Source organism: Streptomyces sp. NPDC005393 (genome assembly GCF_040606675.1).
Taxonomy (GTDB): domain Bacteria; phylum Actinomycetota; class Actinomycetes; order Streptomycetales; family Streptomycetaceae; genus Streptomyces.
Window position 1 is genome coordinate 58,992 of record NZ_JBEXFG010000001.1, and the last position, 20,519, is coordinate 79,510.

The window sequence follows — 20,519 nt, forward strand, 5'->3', positions numbered from 1 at the left end:
CGGCCGGGCAAGGGGCCCGGGGTGGGGAACGCCACGTATCGGGGCCCGCCGGGCCGGGCCGGGCCGAGGAGCTAGGGTCGCGGGTATGGAACACCCCGCACTCGACCTGTCCCTGGACGCGGCCCGGCTCACCGCCCGGCTTGTCGACTTCCCCTCGGTCAGCGGCGACGAGAAGGCGCTCGCCGACGCCGTCGAGCAGGCCCTGCGGGCCCTGCCGCACCTGGCCGTCGACCGGGACGGGGACGCCGTCGTCGCCCGTACGAACCTGGGGCGAGCGGAGCGGGTCGTGCTGGCCGGTCACCTCGACACCGTGCCGATCGCCGACAATGTGCCCTCCCGGCTCGACGAGAACGGCGTGCTGTGGGGCTGCGGCACCTCCGACATGAAGTCCGGCGTCGCGGTACAGCTGCGGATCGCCGCGACCGTGCCCGAGCCCAACCACGACCTCACCTTCGTCTTCTACGACCACGAGGAGGTCGCCGCCGAGCTCAACGGGCTGGGGCGGCTGGCCAGGAACCACCCCGAGTGGCTGGCCGGCGACTTCGCCGTCCTGCTGGAGCCCACCGAGGGCAAGGTCGAGGGCGGCTGCCAGGGCACGCTGCGGGTACGGGTGACCAGGCAGGGGCGGCGGGCGCACTCCGCGCGCAGCTGGCTCGGCGAGAACGCCATCCACAAGGCGGCCCCGATCCTCGACCGGCTGGCCGCCTATGAGCCGCGGCGCGTGGACATCGACGGGCTCACCTACCGCGAGGGGCTCAACGCGGTGGGGATCGAGGGCGGCCACGCGACCAACGTCATCCCGGACTTCTGCGCGGTGACCGTGAACTACCGCTTCGCCCCCGACCGTTCGGAGGAGGAGGCGCTCGCGCACGTCCGCGAGGTCTTCGACGGCTTCGCGACCGAGGTCACCGACAGCGCGCCCGGCGCCCTGCCCGGTCTCAGCCACCCCTCGGCCGCCGCCTTCGTGGAGACGCTCGGCGCGGAGCTGGCCCCCAAGTACGGCTGGACCGACGTCGCCCGCTTCTCGGCGCTCGGCGTGCCCGCCGTCAATTACGGCCCCGGCGACCCGAAGCTCGCGCACACCCGCGAGGAGCATGTGCCGACCGCCGCCGTCCTCATGGCCGAGGAGCGGCTGCGGGCCTGGCTGACACGCTAGGGCCGCCGGCGGGTGCGCGAGGGGCCGTGATCAGCGGTTCGGCGGGTGAGCGTCGCCCGGATTTCGGTTTTCCGTCCTCCGAGGGGCCTACCCTGAACCACAGATCTTTGACAGATCTTGGTCTTGGCGAAGGGAGCACACAGTGGGCAACGCCGAGGAAGAGCGAGCGCTGCACGAGCAGCGTCTGGGCCCGGTCGTGCGCCGTCGCCACCAGATGCGACCCGGTACGACCGATCAGCGGCTGCTGGACACCCAGGGCGCCACGCACTGGGTGCATGAGGACCCGTTCCGCGTCATGCGTATCCAGGCGGAATTCGTCGAGGGCTTCGGCACCCTGGCGGAACTGGGCAGGGCGATCAGCGTGTTCGGCTCCGCCCGTACGCCCGAGGGGTCACCGGAGTACGAGGCCGGGTTGCGGATCGGGCGGGCCCTGGCCGAGGCGGGCTTCGGCGTGATCACGGGCGGCGGCCCCGGTGCGATGGAGGCCGCCAACCGCGGCGCGAGCGAGGCGGGCGGCGTCTCCGTCGGTCTCGGCATCGAACTGCCCTATGAGCAGGGCCTGAATCCCTATGTCGACATCGGGGTCAACTTTCGCTACTTCTTCGTCCGCAAGACGATGTTCGTGAAGTACGCCCAGGGGTTCGTGGTGCTGCCCGGCGGGCTCGGCACCCTCGACGAGTGCTTCGAGGCTCTGACCCTCCTCCAGACCAAGAAGGTGACCCGCTTCCCGGTCGTCCTCTTCGGCACCGACTACTGGCAGGGCCTGGTCCACTGGCTGGAGAACACCCTCATCGCCCAGGGCAAGGCGTCCCAGCACGATCTGGACCTGTTCCACCTCACCGACGACATCGACGAGGTGATCGACCTGGTGACCAAGGAGTCCGGCGCCTGACGCCGTCCGCCGCGGGTGCCGTACGGGCGGGTCAGGCCAGTCCCCGGCGGGCGACCGCCGGGGGCCGGTGGCCCGCGATGGAGGACACCATGTCCAGCACCTGACGGGTCTCGGCCACTTCGTGCACCCGGTAGACCTGAGCGCCGAGCCAGGCGGATACGGCGGTCGTCGCGAGCGTGCCCAGCACCCGCTCCTTGACCGGCCGGTCCAGCGTCTCGCCCACGAAGTCCTTGTTGGACAGCGAGACGAGCACGGGCCAGCCGGTCTCCCTCAGCTCGCCCAGCCGCCGGGTCGCCTCCAGCGAGTGCCGGGTGTTCTTCCCGAAGTCATGGCCCGGGTCGATCATGATCCCGTCGCGCCGTACCCCCAGTTCCACGGCGCGCTCCGCCAGCTCCAGCGTGACCCGCAGGATGTCCGCCACCACGTCGTCGTACGTGACCCGGTGCGGCCGGGTACGCGGCCGTGCCCCGCCGGCGTGGGTGCACACCAGCCCGGCGCCGTGCCGGGCGGCGACCTCCGCCAGCTTGGGGTCCACCCCGCCCCATGCGTCGTTGAGCAGATCCGCGCCCGCCGCGCAGACCGCCTCGCCCACCTCGTGCCGCCAGGTGTCGACGCTGATCACCACGTCCGGATGGCGCCTGCGCACCTCGGCCACGAAGCCGACCGTGCGCCGTGCCTCCTCCTCGGCGCTCACCTCGTCCCCCGGTCCGGCCTTGACCCCGCCGATGTCGATGATGGCCGCGCCGTCCGCGATCGCCTGCTCGACGCGGGCCAGCGCGGGCTCGTCGCGGAAGGTCGCGCCCTGGTCGTAGAAGGAATCCGGCGTCCGGTTCACGATCGCCATGATCACCCGCTCGTTCTCGCCGAACTCACGTCGTCCCAGCCGCAGCATCCGTACTTCCTCATCTTCTTCCAGGGGGCGGGCAGCGACGATAACTGTCACAGGGGCATGGCACGATCGAGGCAGACAGATATCGAGGCCGACGGACCAGACTCAACCATGCACCCCCGGGGAGACGATCACCGTGTTCTTGTTCTTGCTGATCGCGCTGGTCGTAGTGGTCGGCGGGGTCACGCTCGCCGTCGTCGGGGGCGGTGACAGCGGTCCGCTGCCCGAGGCGCCCCCGGACCGGCTGGACGATCCGCTGCCCCTGGACCGGCCGGTGGGCCGTCCCGACGTCGAGGCGCTGCGGCTGCCGATGACGCTGCGCGGCTACCGGATGGCGGACGTGGACGATGTGCTGGGCCGACTCGGCGCCGAGCTCGCCGAGCGCGACACCCGGATCGCCGAGCTGGAGACGGCCCTGGCGGGTGCGCGATCGCAGGGCCAGGCGGGACCGGCCCCGCGGCGGCGCCCCGACGCGGGCGGCGACTTCGAGGGGACCGAGTTCCGGGGCGAGTTCGGGAGCGGGGCATGAGCGGGCAGGGCACGGTCCCGGGGCCGGACGGACTGCCGCGCTGCCCCTGGGGTCTTGAGGCCGAGACCATGGCGGACTACCGCGGCTACCACGACACGGAGTGGGGGCGTCCGGTCCACGGCGATGACGCCCTTTATGAGCGGATCTGTCTGGAGGCGTTCCAGTCCGGGCTGTCCTGGCTGACGATCCTGCGCCGCCGTGAGGGCTTCCGGGCCGCCTTCGCCGACTTCACGATCAAGAAGGTCGCGGAGTTCACCGAGGCCGACGAGCAGCGACTGCTCGCCGACGCCGGCATCATCCGCAACCGGGCCAAGATCGCGGCCTCGATCGCCAACGCACGGGCCGCGGCGGAGCTGGCACCGGGGGAGCTGGACCGGCTCATCTGGTCCCACGCCCCGGCGCCCGACGGCCGCCCGGTCCCCCGCACCACGGCCGATGTCCCCGCGATCACCCCGGAGTCGACGGCCCTCAGCCTCGCCCTCAAGAAGCACGGCTTCCGCTTCGTCGGCCCCACGACGGCCTACGCCCTGATGCAGGCCTGCGGCCTGGTCAACGACCACCTGGCCGACTGCCACGCCCGCACTTTTTAGGGCTCGGTTCGCCTCCGGGGCGCCTTAGCCTCCCCCAGCCTTCGGCCGGGGGTGCCCCCTGTCGACGGTCGACCGTGCTCGGCCACTCGCGCGGCGGTAGCCGCATATCGATCGCAGCCCTCGCGGCCTCCGCGCGCTCTCCCTTTCGACAGCGGCGCGCCCCTTCGGCTCGCGCCCAGCTACCGCTGGGAGGTGCCCCCAGCCGAACACCGGCGCGGGGTCGAACGCACGGCTCGCCCCCAGCTACCGCTGGGAGGTGCCCCCGGCCGGAACACCGGCGCGGGGTCGAACGCACGGCTCGCCCCCAGCTACCGCTGGGAGGTGCCCCCGGCCGGAACACCGGCGCGGGGTCGAACGCACGGCTCGCCCTCAGCTACCGCTGGGAGGTGCCCCCAGCCGAACACCGGCGCGGGGTCGAACGCACGGCTCGCCCCCAGCTACCGCTGGGAGGTGCCCCCGGCCGGAACACCGGCGCGGGGTCGAACGCACGGCTCGCCCCCAGCTACCGCTGGGAGGTGCCCCAGCCGGGCGGGCACCCCATACCGGATGGGAGCCCGAGGGGCCTCGCGGGCTCTCCCTTTCGACAGCGGCGCGCCCCTTCGGCTCACTCGCCCCCGACTCCGCCGGACGCGTCAGCGGCCCGTGAAGGTCGGCCGTTCCTTCTTCACGAAGGCGTCGACCGCGGTCGCATGGTCCTCCGACGCTCCCGCGCGGCGCTGGAGTTCGTCCTCCTTGGCCAGGGACTCGGTGAGGCTGTGGCCGGCCGCGAAGGCGAGGGATTCCTTGATCGCCGCATAGGCCGCCGTGGGCCCCTCGGCCAGCCGGCGGGCGATCACCGCGGCCTCCGTGGGGAGGTCCGCGGCCGGGACGACGTGGTTCGCGATGCCCAGGTCGAGCGCGTCCTGGGCGCTGATGTTGCGGGGGAAGAGCAGCAGATCGGCGGCGCGGCCGTGGCCGATCAGGCGCTGGAGGGTCCAGGAGACGCCGGAGTCGGCGGTCAGGGCGACCCCGGCGAAGGAGGTGTTGAAGGAGGCGGTGTCGGCGACGATCCGGTAGTCGGCGGCGAAGGCGAAACCGGCCCCGGCGCCCGCCGCGACCCCGTTGACCGCGGCGACCACCGGCTTCGGCATCCCCGTGATCGCGGTGACGATCGGGTTGTAGTGCAGCGCGACCGTGCTCATGGTCGAGCCCTCGCCGCTGCCCTCGCGGTCCGCCGCCAGCAGTCCGATGTGCTCCTTGAGGTCCTGGCCGACGCAGAAGGCACGGCCGGAGCCGGTGAGCAGGACGGCCCGTACCCGCGGATCCTCGGCGGCTTGCAGCAGTGTGTCGCGGAGCGCCACCTTGGTGTCGATGTTCAGCGCGTTCATGGCGTCGGGACGGTTGAGGGTGATCGTCGCGAGTCCGTGGTCAAGCTCGTAGAGCACGGTGTCGGCCATGGCGGTCCTCCGGAGGTGAGGCTGGGTCGCGGCTCGGGCGGTGCCGCACCGGCGGGCCCGGTACACCGGCCCGCCGCGGCGGTCAGCGCACAGCATGCCGGAGATCATGACCGGCCGACATGTGACCTGCGTCAAAGAACCGACCCTTCGGTCGGTAGCGGCGGCCGTACGCAATCGCGGCCCCCTCCCCGAATTGGGTGGGTTTGGGGGTGTGCCGTGCACAGGGGTTGCCGACCGATGTTGGTCATCGGGTCGTGCCATGCGGGATAATGGCAGAGAAGCAACGTGTTCGATGCCGGTGACACCTGGGTTGTCGGCTGCGATGAGCTGGTTTCAGGAAGGGGAACGAGCATGGCGGCCATGAAGCCGCGAACGGGTGACGGCCCGCTCGAGGTGACCAAGGAGGGGCGGGGCATCGTCATGCGCGTTCCGCTCGAAGGCGGCGGTCGGCTCGTCGTCGAGCTGACACCCGACGAGGCCGACGCGCTCGGCGACGCGCTGAAGAAGGTTGTCGGCTGAGGCATAGGCCCCACCATCACCCGAGTGCTGCCCCGGCGTCCGGTACGAAGGTACCGGGCGCCGGGGCAGTGCTGTGCGGGGGTGCTTGCCGGGGGTCGCGGTGCGTACCGGGGGCCGTGGGTGTCAGCCGCGCTTGACCGCGCAGAGCAGCCCGTCGCCGACCGGCAGCAGGGACGACTGCAGCACGCTGGACTCCCGCACGGTCCGCAGCAGCTCACGCAGGCGCAGCACCTCGGCGGGCTGCGCCGCGGAGTCCACGGTCCGGCCGTTGGCAAAGACTCCCTCGAAGCAGACCAGGCCCCCCGGCCGCAGCAGGCGCAACGATTCCTCGAGGTAGTCCAGGCACTCCAGCCGGTCGCCGTCGCAGAACACCAGGTCGTATCCGCCGTCGGCCAGCCGGGGCAGCACCTCGAGGGCGTGGCCGGGGATGAAACGCGCCCGGTTCCCGGTGAAGCCGGCGGCCCGGAACGCCTGCCGGGCGAACTGCTGCATCTCCGGCTCGGTGTCCACGGTGGTCAGCACGCCGTCCGGGCGCATGCCGTGCAGCAGATGGATGCCGGAGACGCCGGTCCCGGTGCCGATCTCGGCGACGGCCTTGGCGTCCGCGGCGGCGGCGAGCAGCCGCAGCGCCGCGCCGGTGCCGGCCGACACCGAGCGCAGCCCTGCCTCCCGGGCCCGGTCGCGGGCCCAGTGAAGGGCTTCGTCCTCGGCGACGAACGCGTCGGCGAACGCCCAGCTCGTCTGCCGGTTGCCGGTAATGACCCTCTCCTGTCCCCTTAGTTGGCGCAACGGTGACTGTAGCCGCTGCGCACGGGAACCCGCAGATGGGACCAGGCGTTAAACAGGGAGGGGGGAAGAGTATGGATCGCGGCCAAATGCAGGTCAAAAATACTTATCCGGAGCTAACGGGCGAGGTGGATATGGTAGGGGCTCTACTGGACACCACCAGAGCCGACAGGGGAGGTGCGGCTACGGCCGGTGACCGGGGAGTGCTGAGGCGCTTTCGCAGGTCAGCGGGCGAGCCGAAATCCGTGACCGACACTGCTGACCATTCCCGTTCCGCCGAGTCCACCACGACCGCGACCTTCGCCACGACTGCGTCGTTCGGTAAAGAGGGGGACTCTCCGGCGTGGACGCCTCCCACCTGGGAGGAGATCGTCAGCACCCACAGCACACGGGTCTACCGCCTCGCCTATCGACTCACGGGTAACCAGCACGATGCCGAGGACCTCACCCAGGAGGTCTTCGTCCGCGTCTTCCGCTCGCTGTCGACGTACACCCCGGGCACGTTCGAGGGCTGGCTGCACCGCATCACCACCAATCTCTTCCTCGACATGGTCCGCCGCCGGCAGCGCATCCGCTTCGACGCGCTCGGCGAGGACGCGGCGGAGCGGCTCCCCAGCCGCGAGCCCTCTCCCCAACAGCACTTCAACGACACCCACTTCGACGCCGATGTGCAGCAGGCGCTCGACACCCTCGCGCCGGAGTTCCGCGCGGCCGTCGTGCTCTGCGACATCGAGGGGCTCTCCTACGAGGAGATCGCCGCGACCCTGGGTGTCAAGCTCGGCACGGTGCGCAGCCGTATCCACCGCGGCCGCTCGCATCTGCGCAAGGCGCTGCAGCACCGCGCCCCCGCGACTCGGGCCGCGCAGCAGGAGGTCACCGCGGTGGCCCCGCGCGTCGCCGGCCCGCGGCTGAGCGGGGAGGTCAGAATCGCGTGACCCGATCAGGCGGTCCGTCCCCCGCCGAGCAGCATCTCGGCGACCGCCTTGCGGCTCTGGTCGACGGCGAGCTGGGGCACGATGCGCGTGAGCGCGTGCTCGCGCATCTCGCGACGTGCTGCAAGTGCAAGGCGGAGGCCGACGCGCAGCGTCGGCTGAAAAGTGTGTTCGCCGATACGGCGCCCCCGGCGCCGTCCGAGGGCTTCCTGGCGCGCCTGCAGGGCCTGCCGGGCACCGGTGGCGACGACGGTGGGGGAAGCGGTTCCCCTTTCGGCAGTTCGGCCGTCTTCGGCGTGCGCGAGGTGAGGGAGGTCCGGGAGCCGGAGGAGAGACGGGAGCGGGCGTTCGCCTTTCTGCCCACGGTCCCCCCGGGCGCCGCGATCGCCCCGGCGGCCTCGGCCGCGGCCTCGCGTAGGCGGGGCTTCCGCATCCATGAGGTCGAGCGGCCCGCACCACGCCGCCGGTTCGCCTTCGCCGCGGCGGGCGCGATGTCCCTGGCCGCCTTCGCACTGGGCGCCGCCCTTCCGCTGGAGGCTGCGGTGGACTCCCCGGGCAGCACGGCTGAGGGCTCCGACCGCGCGGTCACCCCGGCCGGCGCCGATTCCACCGCCGGCCCGTCCACCACGGGCCTGCGTGAGCGCACCCGCCGCGAGGTCGGGCTGCTGGCCACCACGGAGACACGGACCGATACCGCGTCCCCGACCGCCACACCGCACCCCCCGGCCCATGAGCCCGTCGGAGTGGCGCTGAATCCGCTGATACAGCCGATCCTGTCGGCCACGGAGCTGCTGCGGGCCGCGACCTCGACGCCTCCGGCCCCCGCGCCGACTCAGATCGAGGGTCCGTCCCAGCCCGCGACCCCGCCGTATCTCTGGGCCAGCGCGTCCCCGAAGTAGGGCCGGATCGCCGCCCAGGCGTCTTTGCCGGTCATGACAAGGTCCTTCCGTCCGCACTGCGCGAGCATCGGCGGACCTGATTGAATCGCTTCCGGGCAGCGTGACCCGGGCGAGTGAACCGAAGGGGCGCGGCGCTGTCGAAAGGGAGAGCGCGCGGAGGCCGCGAGGAACGAGTGGCCGAGCGCGGTCGACCGTCGACAGCGACTGAGGCGCCCCGGAGGCGAACCGAGCCTCAAAATGGTGACGGTGACGTATGCCCCGAGGCGGCGCAGTCCGTGCCGTGTCGCGGGAACTTGGGGAGATCATGGACGAGCTGAAGGCCCCTGGGCCCAAGCCGAAGCCGAAGTGGTGGAGCCGTCCGGCCGCACGACCCGGCGACCGGACGACCGACGCGGGGCGGGACGCCGAGCGGCCCACGGTGGACGACACGGCCGCCGAGGCGGCGGCGGAACCGGCGGCGGAACCGGCGGCGGCGTCCGAGCCGGGCGCCGGCCGGGCGGCCGAGCCCCTCACGTCCGGGCCGGATGCGCCGGTGGAGCGGTCCACCCGCCCGCTGCACGAGCCCGACCCGTACAGCACCCCGCCCTACGGGGGCCCCGGCCCCTGGGCCCCCGCACCCCCCGTACAGCACCCGGCCGCGACTCCGGCGCACGGTACGCATGTGCCGCCCGGGGCGACTCCGGCGCACGGCACCCGGCTGCCTTCCGTCGCCGCGCCCGCCGGGCCCGTACCGCCGCAGGCCGCGACGCAGCCCTTGCCGCCCCCCGGGATGACCCCGCCCCAGGGCACCCCACGCACCCCACTGCCGCCGCGTCTCGGCGAGCCCCAGCCCGGGGCTCCGCAGGCCCCTCAGGCCCCGCAGACGGTCCAGTGGCAGCAGTACGACCCCTGGACCGTGGCCCGGCCGCCTGCCGCCCCACGGTCGGGCTCCCGCCGCCGTACCTGGATCACCGCGCTGCTGATCGCCCTGATCGCGGGGTGCCTCGGCGGCGGTATCGGCGCGTATGTGGAGCATGACAACGCTGCCGGGGACATCGATGTGAAGCTTCCGCAGGCTCCCGCCGAGAAGGAGGCCAGGGCCCCGGGCAGCATCGCCGGGATCGCCGCCAGCTCGCTGCCCGGGGTGGTGACCATCCATGTGCGGGGCAGCTCGGCGGAGGGCACCGGCACCGGGTTCGTGCTCGACAAACAGGGCCATATCCTCACCAACAATCACGTGGTGCAGCCCGCCGGCTCGGACGGCGACATATCGGTGACCTTCAACGGCGGCCAGTCCGCCGACGCCAAGGTCATCGGCCGCGACGCCGGCTATGACCTGGCGGTCATCAAGGTCGAGGGGGTCTCCGGGTTCCGCCCGCTGCCGCTCGGCAACTCCGACTCCGTCCGCGTCGGCGACCCCGTCGTGGCGATCGGCGCCCCCTTCGACCTGGCGGGTACGGTCACCTCCGGGATCATCAGCGCCAAGGAGCGCCCCATCACCGCGGGCGGCGAGAAGGAGGACGGCAGCGACGTCAGCTATGTGGACGCGCTGCAGACCGACGCCCCGATCAACCCGGGCAACTCCGGCGGCCCCCTGGTCGACGGCAAGGCGCGGGTCATCGGGATCAACAGCGCGATCCGGGCGGCCGACGACGGCTCCGACTTCGGCGGCGGCCAGGGCGGCAGCATCGGGCTGGGCTTCGCGATCCCGATCAACCAGGGCAAACGGGTCGCCGAGGAGCTGATCAACACCGGCAAGGCCACCCACCCCGTCATCGGCGTCAGGCTCGACATGGGCTACACGGGCGACGGAGCGCGGGTGAATACCAAGGGCGCGGACGGCCCGCCGGTCACTCGGGGCGGCCCCGGCGACAAGGCGGGGATCGAGTCCGGCGATGTGATCATGGAGGTGGACGGCGTCCGGGTGCACAGCGGACAGGAGCTGATCGTCAAGATCCGCAGCCATCGCCCCGGCGACCGGCTCCGGCTGACGGTCAAGCGCGACGGCGACGAGCGCACCGTGGACCTGACCCTCGGCTCGGCGAGCGGCGACCGCTGACGGCTGATGTTGGTCCGTGCGTCTCCCACGCCGGCCCCGCCGCCAGGTACGGTGTTGAGTGGCCCAGGCCGTGGCCACAGACGTCTTGAGGAGCTGCAAGGTGTTGGACATAGGACCACTCGAGCTTGTCGCGCTCGTTGTCCTTGCGGTGCTCGTCTTCGGCCCGGAAAAGCTCCCGAAGGTGATTCGGGACGTGTCGCAGTTCATCCGGAAGATCCGGGAGTTCTCCGACAGCGCGAAAGAGGACATCCGGTCCGAGCTGGGGCCCGAGTTCAAGGACTTCGAGTTCGAGGACCTGAACCCCAAGACCTTTGTCCGCAAGCATGTGATGGATTCGGATGAGCTCGGTCTGAAGGAGATCCGTAACGGCTTCGACCTCCGCAAGGAGATGGCGGAGGTCGCCGACGCGGTGCACGGCCGGGAGAGTGACCCCGCACCGGGGCCTTCCGGGGCGTCCGGCGCCACCCCGCCGTCCCTGTCCAAGGGCGATTCCACCACCCCTGACCTGCTGCGCGAGCGTGATGAGCCGCGCCGCGACGATCATCCCCCATTCGACTCCGACGCCACTTGATCCCCCCGTATGCCCGGGCTGGTTGACCCGTATGGCTATCCTCCCTTTGTCCGGGGTGAGGTCGCCTGAAGGGGGGCGGGCCGCCCACGACGCAGGGCAACGAGGAGGCCGCGCGCACATGGAGACGACAAGTCGGCTAGGGGTGCAAGGAGCGGCCGCAGCCGCGCAGGGGATGCCCGCAGACGCCCGGCGGAGCGTCGACGGGTATCTGATGGCCGCTTTCCCCTGGTACGGGCTTGACGAGGCGTTCACGGGCCCCCGCTGGCTGATGCAGGTGGGAGCGGCCGCCGACGGCACGGTCGAGTACGGCTCGACCGGCCATGGTGAGGAGCCGTCGCTGAGGGTCGAGACCGATATGGACCAGCAGCGCTTCACGGTGGTCGTCACCGTCGCCAGCCGCCCGGTGCGGGACAGCGCGGACGGCACGGGCAAGCTGGAGGCCACCTCGGTCTCCTCGGCCGCCTGGCTGGCCGGCTCGGGGCTGCTGTCATGCACCTGGCCGACCCGGATGGAGCGGGCGCTGCGCCAGGACTGGCTGGACCAGCAGACCGCGATCGCCTGGGAGCTGGCGGACGACCTGGGCGGCGAGGGCTGGTCGCAGCTGTCGCTGCCGGTGGACGGGGTGCCGACCGACTTCCACTACCGCGAGTCGGAGTACGGCTGGGTGCTGGCCGGGTCCGCGAGCGAGGGGGGGCACATCGGTGCGTACGGGCGTGGCATGAGCGCGTACGGACTGGGCTTCTCGGTGGTCAAGGACATCACCGCCTACGACGCGTAGGCGGGCGCGGGAACGGGGCAGGGGCGGCCTCATCCGAGGCCGCCCCTGCCGTATGCCCGCTCAGAACTTGTTGCGCGGCGTGACGCCCAGCGACATGCCCGCGAGCCCGCGCTGCCGCCCGCCGATCTTGCCGGCGATCGCCTTGAGCGCGCTGCCCGCGGGGGAGTCGGGGTCGGTCAGCACGACCGGCTTCCCCTCGTCGCTGCCCTCGCGCAGCCGTACGTCGATCGGGATGGAGCCCAGCACGGGCACCGTCGTGCCGGTGGTCCGGCTGAGCCCGTCGGCGACCACCTGGCCGCCGCCCGTGCCGAAGACGTCGACCATCTCGTCGCAGTGCGGGCAGGGCAGCCCGGACATGTTCTCGACTACACCGACGATCTTCTGATGGGTCTGGACGGCGATCGAGCCGGCTCGCTCGGCGACCTCGGCGGCGGCCTGCTGCGGCGTCGTGACGACCAGGATCTCGGCATTGGGGACGAGCTGGGCGACGGAGATCGCGATATCGCCGGTGCCCGGGGGAAGGTCGAGGAGCAGCACATCGAGGTCGCCCCAGTAGACATCGGCCAGGAACTGCTGGAGCGCGCGGTGCAGCATCGGTCCGCGCCACACCACCGGGGCGTTGCCCGGGGTGAACATCCCGATCGAGATCACCTTCACACCGTTCGCCGACGGCGGCATGATCATGTTCTCGACCTGGGTGGGCCGTCCCTCGGCGCCCAGCATCCGGGGCACCGAGTGGCCGTAGATGTCGGCGTCCACGACGCCGACCTTCAGACCGTCGGCGGCCATCGCCGCGGCCAGGTTCACCGTCACCGAGGACTTGCCGACGCCGCCCTTGCCGGAGGCGACCGCGTAGACCCGGGTCAGCGAGCCGGGCTGGGAGAAGGGGACCTCGCGCTCGGCCTTGCCGCCGCGCAGCGAGGTGGCCAGCTCGCGCCGCTGCTCATCGCTCATCACATCGAGTTCGACCGTGACACCGGTCACCCCCTCGACCCCGGCGACCGCGTCCCGCACGCTGCTGGTGATCGTCTCCCGCATGGGACAGCCGGAGACCGTGAGATAGACCACGACCGCGACCGAGCCGTCCGCCGCGATCTCGACGGATTTGACCATGCCAAGGTCGGTGATCGGCTTGTGGATCTCCGGGTCGTTGACCGTCGCGAGTGCGGCGCGCACCGCGTCTTCGCTCGGTGCTGGGAGGGTGTCGGTTGCCATACGCACGATGGTACGGCGCCGCGGGCACGCTCCGGGATGGTCGTCAGCGGTCGCGTTCCTCACTCGGCGCCTGGGCGTTCCGCTCCTCGTCCAACCCTTTGACCAGGTCCTCGAACTCGGAGCGGATCCAGTCGCGGGTGGCGACCTCGCCGAGCCCCGTGCGCAGCGCCGCGATCTCCCGGGTGAGGAACTCGGTGTCGGCGATGGAGCGCTCGTCCCGCGCGCGGTCCTGTTCGACGGCGACGCGGTCGCGGTCGGCCTGCCGGTACTGGGCGAGGAGGATCAGTGGCGCCGCGTAGGAAGCCTGCAGCGACAGCATCAGCGTCAGGAAGATGAACGGGAAGGGGTCGAACCGCAGATGCCGGGGCGCCAGGGTGTTCCAGGCCAGCCACAGGATGACGAAGACCGTCATCCACGCGATGAAGCGGCCCGTGCCCAGGAAGCGGGCGATGTGCTCCGACGCCCTGCCGAACGCCTCCGGGTCCCACCTGGGCAGCGGAGTGAGGCGGGGCTCCTTCGGCCGGTCCAGACGGCTCGCTTCACCCGGCATCGGAGACCCCCGGGAGGTCCGCGGCGCCGTGCAGCTCGCGCTCGCGCCAGTCGGGCGGCAGCAGATGGTCCAGGACGTCGTCGACGGTCACCGCGCCGAGCAGCGAGCCGCTCTCGTCCACGACCGGCGCCGCGAGCAGGTTGTAGGTCGCCAGATGGCTGGTGACGACGGGCAGCGGGGTGTCCGGTGGCAGCGGCCGCAGGTCGGTGTCGACGACCGCGCCGACGAGGGTGAACGGCGGGTCGCGCAGCAGCCGTTGGAAGTGAATGGTGCCCAGATAGCGGCCGGTGGGCGTCTCGTCCGGCGGGCGGCACACATACACCTGGGCGGCGAGCGCGGGGGTGAGGTCCTGGTTGCGCACCCGTGCGAGCGCGTCCGCCACCGTGGAGTCCGGCCGCAGCACGATCGGCTCGGTCGTCATCAGCCCGCCCGCCGACCCCTCCTCGTACGACATCAGCCGGCGCATGTCCGCCGCGTCCCGGGGGCGCATCAGCGCCAGCAGTCGCTCCTTGTCCTGCTCGGGCAGCTCGGAGAGCAGATCGGCCGCGTCATCCGGGTCCATCGCCTCCAGGACGTCGGCCGCGCGCTCCTCCTTGAGCTTGCCCAGGATCTCCACCTGGTCGTCGTCGGGCAGCTCCTCCAGGACGTCCGCGAGCCGTTCGTCGTCCAGCGCCGCCGCCACCTCGCCCCGGCGCTTGGCGGAGAGGTGGTGCATAACATTGGCCAGGTCGGCGGGGCGTAGCTGCTCGAAGGTGGCCAGCAGGCTCTCCGCGCCCTGCCCGTGCTCCTCCAGCGAGAACCCGGTGACCGCCGACCAGTCCACGGTCAGCGTCTCGCCGCGGCGGCGCAGCGCGCCGGTCCTGCCGCGCCGTACATGGACCTTGTCGATCTCCCATTCGCGGCGCGCGGGCAGCTGCGCCATCGCCACATCGAGGACCGTCACCTCTTCACCGGTCTCCACCAGCCGTACGGTGCGGTCGAGCAGCTCGCCGAGGACCAGGGTCTCGGTCGGGCGCTGTTCGAAGCGGCGCATATTGAGCACGCCGGTCGTGATGACCTGGCCGGACTCCACTCCCGTCACCCGCGTCATGGGCAGGAAGATCCGGCGGCGGCCGACCACCTCGACCACCAGACCGAGCACCCGCGGCGGCCGGCCGCGCAGCCGCAGCATCGCCACGACATCGCGCACCCGCCCCACCTGGTCGCCGTTCGGGTCGAAGACGGCGACGCCCGCGAGGTGTGAGACAAAGATCCGGGAGGCGCCTGCCGGCATGTCGCGCGCCTCCTCTTATGTGGGATTTCCTCGCCTTTCGCCGAGTTCAGGCTAACGTGCCCGGTCCTGTCCTGCCGCCGGACGAGCGGGGGTGCGCCACCCTGCGGACACCGCGCTACGGCACCGGTACGCTGCCCTACTGCACCGGCATCAGGAGGCAGAGCGGACGTGCGCACCCGGAACACGGCTCTCGTTGCGGCGATGTGCGCGGGGTTGGCCGCGACGCTCGCCGCGTGCGGCGGCGGCGGTGGGGAAAAGGACCCCGACGCGGGAACCAACGGCGTCGGCAAGCTCCCCGCCGCGAAGATCGAGACCAGGGCCCGTACGGCGGCCGGCAGCGCGGACGCGGTTCGGCTGTCCGGCAATCTCGTCACCAAGGGGCGCACCTACAAGCTCGACATGCGGCTCAAGGGCGACGGCGGCACCGGCCAGGTCTCCACCGAGGGCTCCACCTTCGAGCTCCTGCGCATCGGCAAGGAGCTCTATCTGAAGGCGGACGCGGGATTCTGGGCGCACAAGGGGTCCTCCGGAGACGGCCAGAGCGCCGCCCAGAGCGGTGCCGGGGGCGCGGCCGACACGCTCGACGACAAGTATGTGAAGATCCCGTCCGGCGACCCGTCGTACCAGCGGCTCAGCGGCTTCACGGACAAGAGCGTGCTGCTCGACGGGCTGCTCGGGCTGCACGGCAAGATCACCACAGGCGACCGCGGCCAGGTGGACGGCGTACGGACGATCCGCGTCCGAGCCGGCAAGGCGGGCGAGGGCGGATCGCTGGACGTCTCCTTGGAGGGCCGCCCCTATCCGCTGCGACTCCACCGGGCGGGCGGCGCGGGAGTGATCCGCCTCGCGGACTGGAACAAGGACTTCAAGCTGACGGCCCCGGACAAGAGCCACATCCTCGACTACGGCCGGCAGATCCCCGACGGGACGTAGCGGCTAGCTCTTTCGGGCCCGCTTGCCGCGGGCCAGCAGCTTCGGCAGCGCGGCCGGCACGGGGCGGCGGGTGGTGGCGGGGGTCGGCAGCGGGGCCGCCGCCAGGGAGTCGGCAGGAGGCTCGGCGAACGCCCCGGGCGCGGGCTCCAGGCGGAGCACCCGGCACTCCCGCGCCCACCGCTCCGCGATCCGCTCCGCGTCCGGCGCGTTCAGCCGCTTGCCCTTGAGTTCGTCGACCGCCGCGGTCCACGCCTCGCCGCCGGGGGTGAGTTCGACCACCCGCGCGGGCCAGCTGACCAGGCGTCCGCCCTTGTCCTTGCTGCGCACGGTCACCGTGGCGCTGCCGCCGTCGGTGAGGCCGAGGCCCTGCAGGGGCTGCTCCTGGGGCCCGTCCCCCACGAGACAGGCCGCGCCCTCGTGCCAGACGTGCCACAGCGCACGGGGGGCACCCTCGGTGCCCTGGACCCAGATGAGGGCGGACTTCTTGGCCGCCTCCTCGACAAGAGCACGGTCCATCGGCGTCTGCGTCGTCATGGGGACAGCTTAGGCCAGCCGCACGCCGTCCCAGCCGGCGGAATGACAGTTCCATATACTGCTCATGCGCCTTACGCTGCTGTGGTGTCTCCCGCTCGCGGCGCCCGTACTACTGACGGCACCGCCGCCCCCACCGCACCCCTCGACGGCGGCGACCCCCGTGCCCCCGTCCCCCTGGACGCCGCGCTGCTCGCGGTCGCCGTCGCCGGGGTCTCGCTGTCCGCACCGCTCGCCGCCGCGACGGCGGCGCCCGCCCTGGCCGTCGCCTTCTGGCGCAACGCCATGGCGGTCGGCGCCCTCACCCCGTTCGCGCTGTGGCGCCACCGGGGCGAGTTGCGCGGGATGGGGCGCCGGGCGGTAGTGCTGTCGGTCGGGGCGGGGGCGCTGCTCGCGCTGCACTTCGGGGTCTGGCTGCCGAGCCTGCGGATGACCTCCATCGCCTCCTCCACCGCGCTGGTGACCACGACCCCGATCTGGACCGCCCTGCTGCTGCGGCTGCGCGGGCACCGCCCGCCCGCGGCGGCGTGGCTGGGCATGGGGCTCGCCCTCCTCGGTGTGGTGATCCTCACCGGGGTCGACCTGTCGACCTCTCCGCGCGCGCTGCTGGGCGACGCGCTCGCGCTGGTGGGCGGCGTGGCGGCGGCCGGCTATGTGGTGCTCGGGGCGGAGGTGCGCCGGTCGGTCAGCACGACCGCGTACACCTACGTGTGTTATTCGACGACCAGCGTGCTTCTGCTGCTGACCTGTCTGGCCTCGGGCACGGCGCTCGGCGGCTACACCGATGTCACCTGGCTGCGGCTGGCCGCGCTGACGCTGACCGCGCAACTGCTGGGGCACACGCTCATCAACCGGGTGGTCAAGGGCCTGGGCCCGTCCGTCACCTCGACCGCGATCCTCCTGGAGACACCGGGGGCGGCGCTGATCGCGGCCCTGTGGCTGGGTCAGCTGCCGCCCGTCGCCGCCTACCCGGCGCTCGCGGTGATCCTCGCCGGGCTCGCGCTCGTCATCATGGCGGGCCGGAGCAAGGAGAGCCCGGACAGGGCCTAGCTACAGCCAGCCGTTGCGCTTGAAGCCGCGGTGGATGGCGACGCAGATCCCCACCGTGACGGCGAGCACGGCCGGATAGCCGAACTTCCAGTGCAGCTCCGGCATGTAGTCGAAGTTCATGCCGTAGATCCCCGCGATCATCGTCGGGACAGCGAAGATCGCCGCCCAGGAGGTGATCTTGCGCATGTCCTCGTTCTGGGCGACGGTCGCCTGTGCCAGATTGGCCTGGAGGATCGAGTTCAGCAGGTCGTCGAAGGCGAGCACCTGCTCGTTGACGCGCGCCAGATGGTCCGCGACATCCCGGAAGTACGTCTGGATGTCCGGGTCCACCAGCCGCATCGGCCGCTCGCTGAGCAGCTGCATCGGCCGCAGCAGCGGCGAGACGGCCCGCTTGAACTCCAGGACCTCCCGCTTGAGCTGGTAGATCCGCCCCGCGTCGCCGCCCCGCCGGGAGGTGCCGGCCGAGAAGACGTCGATCTCGACCTCGTCGATGTCGTCCTGGACGGCGTCGGCGACCGCGAGATAGCCGTCGACGACCTGGTCGGCGATGGCGTGCAGCACGGCCGAGGGGCCCTTGGCGAGCAGCTCGGGGTCCTCCTGGAGCCGGTGGCGCAGGGCGCGCAGCGAGCCCTGGCCGCCGTGCCGCACGGTCACGATGAAGTCCCGGCCCGTGAAACACATCACCTCACCGGTCTCCACCACCTCGCTGGTCGCGGTGAGTTCGGTGTGCTCGACGTAGTGGATCGTCTTGAAGACGGTGAAGAGGGAGTCGTCGTACCGCTCGAGCTTGGGCCGCTGGTGGGCGTGGACGGCGTCCTCCACGGCCAGCGGGTGCAGTCCGAACTCCTGTGCGATGACCGCGAACTCGCGCTCGGTCGGCTCATGCAGACCGATCCAGGCGAAGCCGCCCTCGGCCCGCACCCGCTCCATGGCCCGCGCCGGGCTCACATGGTCGCTGACCCGCTTCCCGTCGCGGTAGACGGCGCAGTCGACCACCGCGCTGGTCATGGACGGGTCGCGGGTGGCGTCGTAGTTGCTGGTGGCGCGAGTGCGGCGCAGGGCGGGTCGGACGGCTGCACGCAGGTCACGGATCATCGACATGACGGGCTCCTTCACGGGCCGGCCGTCAGCGACGGGCGCGCGGCGCAGCGCTGCGCCCGGAAGGTGGACGTACGGCGTTCCGGTACTCGTACGTCCGCAAAGCGGGCGGCGCTCCGTGCGATGGCGCTGACGGATGTTCGCGGAGAAAACAGAACAAAGCGGAACGAAGGCGCTCTACCGTCAGATGCCCTGGATGCGAGAAGACTTCGCGTGTTTCACCGCGAGGCGGTGGGGTACGGAAGGTTTCAGATCATGGAGCTGCATACCAAGGGGAAACGACGGGAGAACTGTCGGTACTGCACGGTCGACTTGGATCCACCGCAGCCCCACCTCCTCCGGCCGGTCCCCCGTGAGGGACGACGTCTAACTCCCTGGGCAGGCGTAAAGGCTATCAGTCGGCAGAACCGTTACGTCGCCGCTTTGCCTGTTCGATACGCGATCTATGCTCACCGCATGTCAGACGTACTTCAGCTGGTCGAGGCCCGGTTGATCACCGCGCTGGGCGAGCCGGACGCCCGCGCCGCCATCACTTTTCTCGGTACGGACCGCATGGAAGTGCTGCGATTCCGCGGCGAGAGGGATGTGGTGCGCTACGCCACACTCGGTATGTCGGACCGTCCGATGACCGACCCGACCGCCGCCGTCGCCGACCCCCTGTGCGGACCGCGCGCCGAGCTCGTGCTGACCGTACGGACCGGCGGAGTCGGCCCCGGGATCTCCGTCCTCGACGAGGTGCTGCGCCCGCTCGCCGTGCTGGCCGCCTCCCCTCAGGTCGAGGGCGTGGTGGTGAAGCCCGGCGCGTCACTGGACCTCGGAGAGCCGCTGTGGACCGGGGCGCCCTTCACCTCCGTCCTCGTCGCCGAACCGGACGGACTGGTCGAGGACTTGGAGCTGCTGGAGCCGATGGAGCCGGTGCGCTTTCTGCCGCTGCTGCCGATGACCGGGAACGAGGCGGCCTGGAAGCGGGTCCATGGCGCGGGCGCGCTGCAGGACCGCTGGCTGCGGCACGGTACGGATCTGCGCGACCCGGTGCGCTCCGAGGTGCCGTTGGCGAGCTGAGGCCGTACGCCGGGCGTCGGCCGCGCGGAAGCTCTTCCGGCCCGGCGGCCTCCGGACGGGTGATCGTCCTTGACGCGAGGACGGCCGGGGAGGACCGTGGGGGCCTATGAGGGGCGAACCCAGTTGCCCGAAGTGCGGTGGCCGGGTGCGAGCGCCCGGTCTCTTCGCCGACTCCTGGCAGTGCGGCGTGCACGGCACCGTGCACCCCCTCCAGCCGGTCGTCCCGCCGAGCGTGGAAGCACTCGTGGTGGTCACCAACCGCGCCCGGGTGCCCGTATGGATGCCATGGCCACTGCCGGTGGGCTGGCTGTTCACCGGGGTCGCGTGCGCGGGCGACGACCGCAGCGGCGGCCGTGCCACCGCCGTGGCCTGCTCGGGCCCCGGACCGCTGGGCGGTCCCGGCGAGTTGCTGCTGGTCGCGGAGGAGCTGGGCGTCGGGCTCGGCGCGCGCTACGCGGGCATCCCCGGCCCCGACCCGGGGCCCGGGATGCGGGTCGACAAGCCGCCGCACGTCAAGGTGCTGGCCGCCGGGCGGCCCACCCCGCTGTGGCACGTCGAGGGCACCCCGGACGACCGTGCGGTCTTCGCGGGCGAGGCGTGCGGGCTGTGGCTGTGGGCGATCGTCTGGCCCGAGCAGACCGGGCTGCTGATGTACGACGAGATGGTGCTGACCGATCTGCGGGACGCCGGGGCCGAGGTGGACCTGGTGCCGTGCGGTGCGCTGTCGCCGCGGCTGCTGTCCTGACCTTCCGGTGTGCTGACCTGCCGGCCGCTGTCCTGCCCTGCCGGCCG

Annotated in this window: 22 protein-coding genes; 14 read left to right on the forward strand and 8 right to left on the reverse strand. The window is 71.9% G+C overall.

The window, feature by feature from the left end; all coding sequences use genetic code 11:
* Positions 1 to 85 precede the first annotated feature (85 nt).
* Both dapE and ABZS71_RS00285 read left to right on the forward strand, forming a co-directional pair.
* A complete protein-coding gene (gene dapE, locus ABZS71_RS00280; RefSeq protein ID WP_356206186.1) occupies positions 86 to 1,156 on the forward strand; it encodes a succinyl-diaminopimelate desuccinylase in 1,071 nt (356 codons plus the stop codon).
* 142 nt (positions 1,157 to 1,298) lie between these two features.
* Positions 1,299 to 2,048, forward strand: a complete 750-nt coding sequence (locus ABZS71_RS00285; RefSeq protein ID WP_355850999.1) for a TIGR00730 family Rossman fold protein — start codon at positions 1,299 to 1,301, stop codon at positions 2,046 to 2,048.
* A 31-nt stretch (positions 2,049 to 2,079) separates the two neighbouring features.
* Here ABZS71_RS00285 and folP read toward each other — a convergent pair whose 3' ends face one another.
* The gene (gene folP, locus ABZS71_RS00290; protein ID WP_356206189.1) at positions 2,080 to 2,940 is read right to left on the reverse strand and encodes a dihydropteroate synthase; all 861 of its coding nucleotides are present in this window, start codon (positions 2,938 to 2,940) and stop codon (positions 2,080 to 2,082) included.
* Between the two features lie 127 nt (positions 2,941 to 3,067).
* On the opposite strand from folP, the gene ABZS71_RS00295 reads away from it, so the two are divergent.
* Together ABZS71_RS00295 and ABZS71_RS00300 are read left to right on the forward strand one after the other, a co-directional pair.
* Positions 3,068 to 3,466 (forward strand): DivIVA domain-containing protein, encoded by a 399-nt coding sequence (locus tag ABZS71_RS00295; RefSeq protein ID WP_355851139.1) that lies wholly within the window; start codon positions 3,068 to 3,070, stop codon positions 3,464 to 3,466.
* A complete protein-coding gene (locus ABZS71_RS00300) occupies positions 3,463 to 4,056 on the forward strand; it encodes a DNA-3-methyladenine glycosylase I (protein ID WP_356206192.1) in 594 nt (197 codons plus the stop codon). The genes ABZS71_RS00295 and ABZS71_RS00300 overlap by 4 nt, the downstream gene beginning before the upstream one ends.
* 632 nt (positions 4,057 to 4,688) lie before the next feature.
* On the opposite strand, the gene ABZS71_RS00305 is transcribed toward ABZS71_RS00300, so the two are convergent.
* Positions 4,689 to 5,492: an enoyl-CoA hydratase-related protein gene (locus ABZS71_RS00305; protein ID WP_356206194.1), complete on the reverse strand. Its 804-nt coding sequence runs from the start codon at positions 5,490 to 5,492 to the stop codon at positions 4,689 to 4,691.
* A gap of 351 nt (positions 5,493 to 5,843) precedes the next feature.
* Between ABZS71_RS00305 and ABZS71_RS00310 the strand changes: the two genes are divergently transcribed.
* On the forward strand, positions 5,844 to 6,011 hold the full coding sequence (locus ABZS71_RS00310; RefSeq protein WP_003966491.1) for a DUF3117 domain-containing protein: 168 nt from the start codon (positions 5,844 to 5,846) through the stop codon (positions 6,009 to 6,011).
* Positions 6,012 to 6,134: 123 nt separating this feature from the next.
* Here ABZS71_RS00310 and ABZS71_RS00315 read toward each other — a convergent pair whose 3' ends face one another.
* Positions 6,135 to 6,800, reverse strand: a complete 666-nt coding sequence (locus tag ABZS71_RS00315) for an O-methyltransferase (protein WP_356206197.1) — start codon at positions 6,798 to 6,800, stop codon at positions 6,135 to 6,137.
* A gap of 131 nt (positions 6,801 to 6,931) precedes the next feature.
* Between ABZS71_RS00315 and sigE the strand changes: the two genes are divergently transcribed.
* The 5 genes from sigE to ABZS71_RS00340 all read left to right on the forward strand — a co-directional run bounded on the left by sigE (position 6,932) and on the right by ABZS71_RS00340 (position 12,015).
* Positions 6,932 to 7,732, forward strand: coding sequence for an RNA polymerase sigma factor SigE (gene sigE / locus ABZS71_RS00320; protein ID WP_356206199.1), 801 nt, complete (start codon positions 6,932 to 6,934; stop codon positions 7,730 to 7,732).
* Positions 7,729 to 8,628 carry a zf-HC2 domain-containing protein gene (locus ABZS71_RS00325; RefSeq protein WP_356206201.1) on the forward strand — a complete coding sequence of 300 codons (900 nt, stop codon included), beginning with the start codon at positions 7,729 to 7,731 and terminating at the stop codon, positions 8,626 to 8,628. The genes sigE and ABZS71_RS00325 overlap by 4 nt, the downstream gene beginning before the upstream one ends.
* Positions 8,629 to 8,932: 304 nt before the next feature.
* Entirely contained in the window at positions 8,933 to 10,666 is a 1,734-nt protein-coding gene (locus ABZS71_RS00330) for a trypsin-like peptidase domain-containing protein (RefSeq protein WP_356206204.1), read from the forward strand.
* A gap of 70 nt (positions 10,667 to 10,736) precedes the next feature.
* A complete protein-coding gene (locus ABZS71_RS00335) occupies positions 10,737 to 11,237 on the forward strand; it encodes a sec-independent translocase (protein ID WP_356206207.1) in 501 nt (166 codons plus the stop codon).
* Between the two features lie 118 nt (positions 11,238 to 11,355).
* Positions 11,356 to 12,015, forward strand: coding sequence for a hypothetical protein (locus tag ABZS71_RS00340; protein WP_356206210.1), 660 nt, complete (start codon positions 11,356 to 11,358; stop codon positions 12,013 to 12,015).
* Positions 12,016 to 12,075: 60 nt separating this feature from the next.
* Here the strand turns inward: ABZS71_RS00340 and ABZS71_RS00345 are convergent, their stop codons facing one another.
* From ABZS71_RS00345 to ABZS71_RS00355, 3 genes are read right to left on the reverse strand one after another with little or no spacing between them, the layout of a single operon-like run.
* Complete coding sequence (locus ABZS71_RS00345; RefSeq protein WP_356206213.1) at positions 12,076 to 13,230, reverse strand: Mrp/NBP35 family ATP-binding protein; 1,155 nt, start codon at positions 13,228 to 13,230, stop codon at positions 12,076 to 12,078.
* A gap of 43 nt (positions 13,231 to 13,273) precedes the next feature.
* Entirely contained in the window at positions 13,274 to 13,780 is a 507-nt protein-coding gene (locus ABZS71_RS00350) for a DUF1003 domain-containing protein (protein ID WP_356206215.1), read from the reverse strand.
* Entirely contained in the window at positions 13,770 to 15,053 is a 1,284-nt protein-coding gene (locus ABZS71_RS00355) for a CBS domain-containing protein (RefSeq protein ID WP_356206218.1), read from the reverse strand. The genes ABZS71_RS00350 and ABZS71_RS00355 overlap by 11 nt, the downstream gene beginning before the upstream one ends.
* A 168-nt stretch (positions 15,054 to 15,221) precedes the next feature.
* On the opposite strand from ABZS71_RS00355, the gene ABZS71_RS00360 reads away from it, so the two are divergent.
* Entirely contained in the window at positions 15,222 to 15,986 is a 765-nt protein-coding gene (locus ABZS71_RS00360; protein WP_356206221.1) for a hypothetical protein, read from the forward strand.
* 3 nt (positions 15,987 to 15,989) lie between these two features.
* Here ABZS71_RS00360 and ABZS71_RS00365 read toward each other — a convergent pair whose 3' ends face one another.
* On the reverse strand, positions 15,990 to 16,520 hold the full coding sequence (locus ABZS71_RS00365) for a hypothetical protein (protein ID WP_355850958.1): 531 nt from the start codon (positions 16,518 to 16,520) through the stop codon (positions 15,990 to 15,992).
* Between the two features lie 84 nt (positions 16,521 to 16,604).
* Between ABZS71_RS00365 and ABZS71_RS00370 the strand changes: the two genes are divergently transcribed.
* The gene (locus ABZS71_RS00370; RefSeq protein ID WP_355850955.1) at positions 16,605 to 17,567 is read left to right on the forward strand and encodes a DMT family transporter; all 963 of its coding nucleotides are present in this window, start codon (positions 16,605 to 16,607) and stop codon (positions 17,565 to 17,567) included.
* Here ABZS71_RS00370 and ABZS71_RS00375 read toward each other — a convergent pair whose 3' ends face one another.
* Positions 17,568 to 18,668 carry a magnesium and cobalt transport protein CorA gene (locus ABZS71_RS00375; RefSeq protein ID WP_356206224.1) on the reverse strand — a complete coding sequence of 367 codons (1,101 nt, stop codon included), beginning with the start codon at positions 18,666 to 18,668 and terminating at the stop codon, positions 17,568 to 17,570.
* A 453-nt stretch (positions 18,669 to 19,121) separates the two neighbouring features.
* Here ABZS71_RS00375 and ABZS71_RS00380 point away from each other — a divergent pair, with 453 nt between their 5' ends.
* The gene (locus ABZS71_RS00380; protein ID WP_356206226.1) at positions 19,122 to 19,727 is read left to right on the forward strand and encodes a suppressor of fused domain protein; all 606 of its coding nucleotides are present in this window, start codon (positions 19,122 to 19,124) and stop codon (positions 19,725 to 19,727) included.
* Positions 19,728 to 19,833: 106 nt separating this feature from the next.
* Positions 19,834 to 20,472: a DUF6758 family protein gene (locus ABZS71_RS00385; protein ID WP_355850946.1), complete on the forward strand. Its 639-nt coding sequence runs from the start codon at positions 19,834 to 19,836 to the stop codon at positions 20,470 to 20,472.
* Positions 20,473 to 20,519 lie beyond the last annotated feature (47 nt).

Bases quoted from the DNA above. Each gene is read 5' to 3' on its own strand.
- dapE (WP_356206186.1), top strand. From the start codon at position 86: ATGGAACACCCCGCACTCGACCTGTCCCTGGACGCGGCCCGGCTCACC.
- folP (WP_356206189.1), bottom strand. From the start codon at position 2,940: ATGCTGCGGCTGGGACGACGTGAGTTCGGCGAGAACGAGCGGGTGATC.
- ABZS71_RS00300 (WP_356206192.1), top strand. From the start codon at position 3,463: ATGAGCGGGCAGGGCACGGTCCCGGGGCCGGACGGACTGCCGCGCTGC.
- ABZS71_RS00305 (WP_356206194.1), bottom strand. From the start codon at position 5,492: ATGGCCGACACCGTGCTCTACGAGCTTGACCACGGACTCGCGACGATC.
- ABZS71_RS00310 (WP_003966491.1), top strand. From the start codon at position 5,844: ATGGCGGCCATGAAGCCGCGAACGGGTGACGGCCCGCTCGAGGTGACC.
- sigE (WP_356206199.1), top strand. From the start codon at position 6,932: ATGGTAGGGGCTCTACTGGACACCACCAGAGCCGACAGGGGAGGTGCG.
- ABZS71_RS00330 (WP_356206204.1), top strand. From the start codon at position 8,933: ATGGACGAGCTGAAGGCCCCTGGGCCCAAGCCGAAGCCGAAGTGGTGG.
- ABZS71_RS00340 (WP_356206210.1), top strand. From the start codon at position 11,356: ATGGAGACGACAAGTCGGCTAGGGGTGCAAGGAGCGGCCGCAGCCGCG.
- ABZS71_RS00345 (WP_356206213.1), bottom strand. From the start codon at position 13,230: ATGGCAACCGACACCCTCCCAGCACCGAGCGAAGACGCGGTGCGCGCC.
- ABZS71_RS00350 (WP_356206215.1), bottom strand. From the start codon at position 13,780: ATGCCGGGTGAAGCGAGCCGTCTGGACCGGCCGAAGGAGCCCCGCCTC.
- ABZS71_RS00355 (WP_356206218.1), bottom strand. From the start codon at position 15,053: ATGCCGGCAGGCGCCTCCCGGATCTTTGTCTCACACCTCGCGGGCGTC.
- ABZS71_RS00365 (WP_355850958.1), bottom strand. From the start codon at position 16,520: ATGACGACGCAGACGCCGATGGACCGTGCTCTTGTCGAGGAGGCGGCC.
- ABZS71_RS00375 (WP_356206224.1), bottom strand. From the start codon at position 18,668: ATGTCGATGATCCGTGACCTGCGTGCAGCCGTCCGACCCGCCCTGCGC.
- ABZS71_RS00380 (WP_356206226.1), top strand. From the start codon at position 19,122: ATGTCAGACGTACTTCAGCTGGTCGAGGCCCGGTTGATCACCGCGCTG.
- ABZS71_RS00385 (WP_355850946.1), top strand. From the start codon at position 19,834: ATGAGGGGCGAACCCAGTTGCCCGAAGTGCGGTGGCCGGGTGCGAGCG.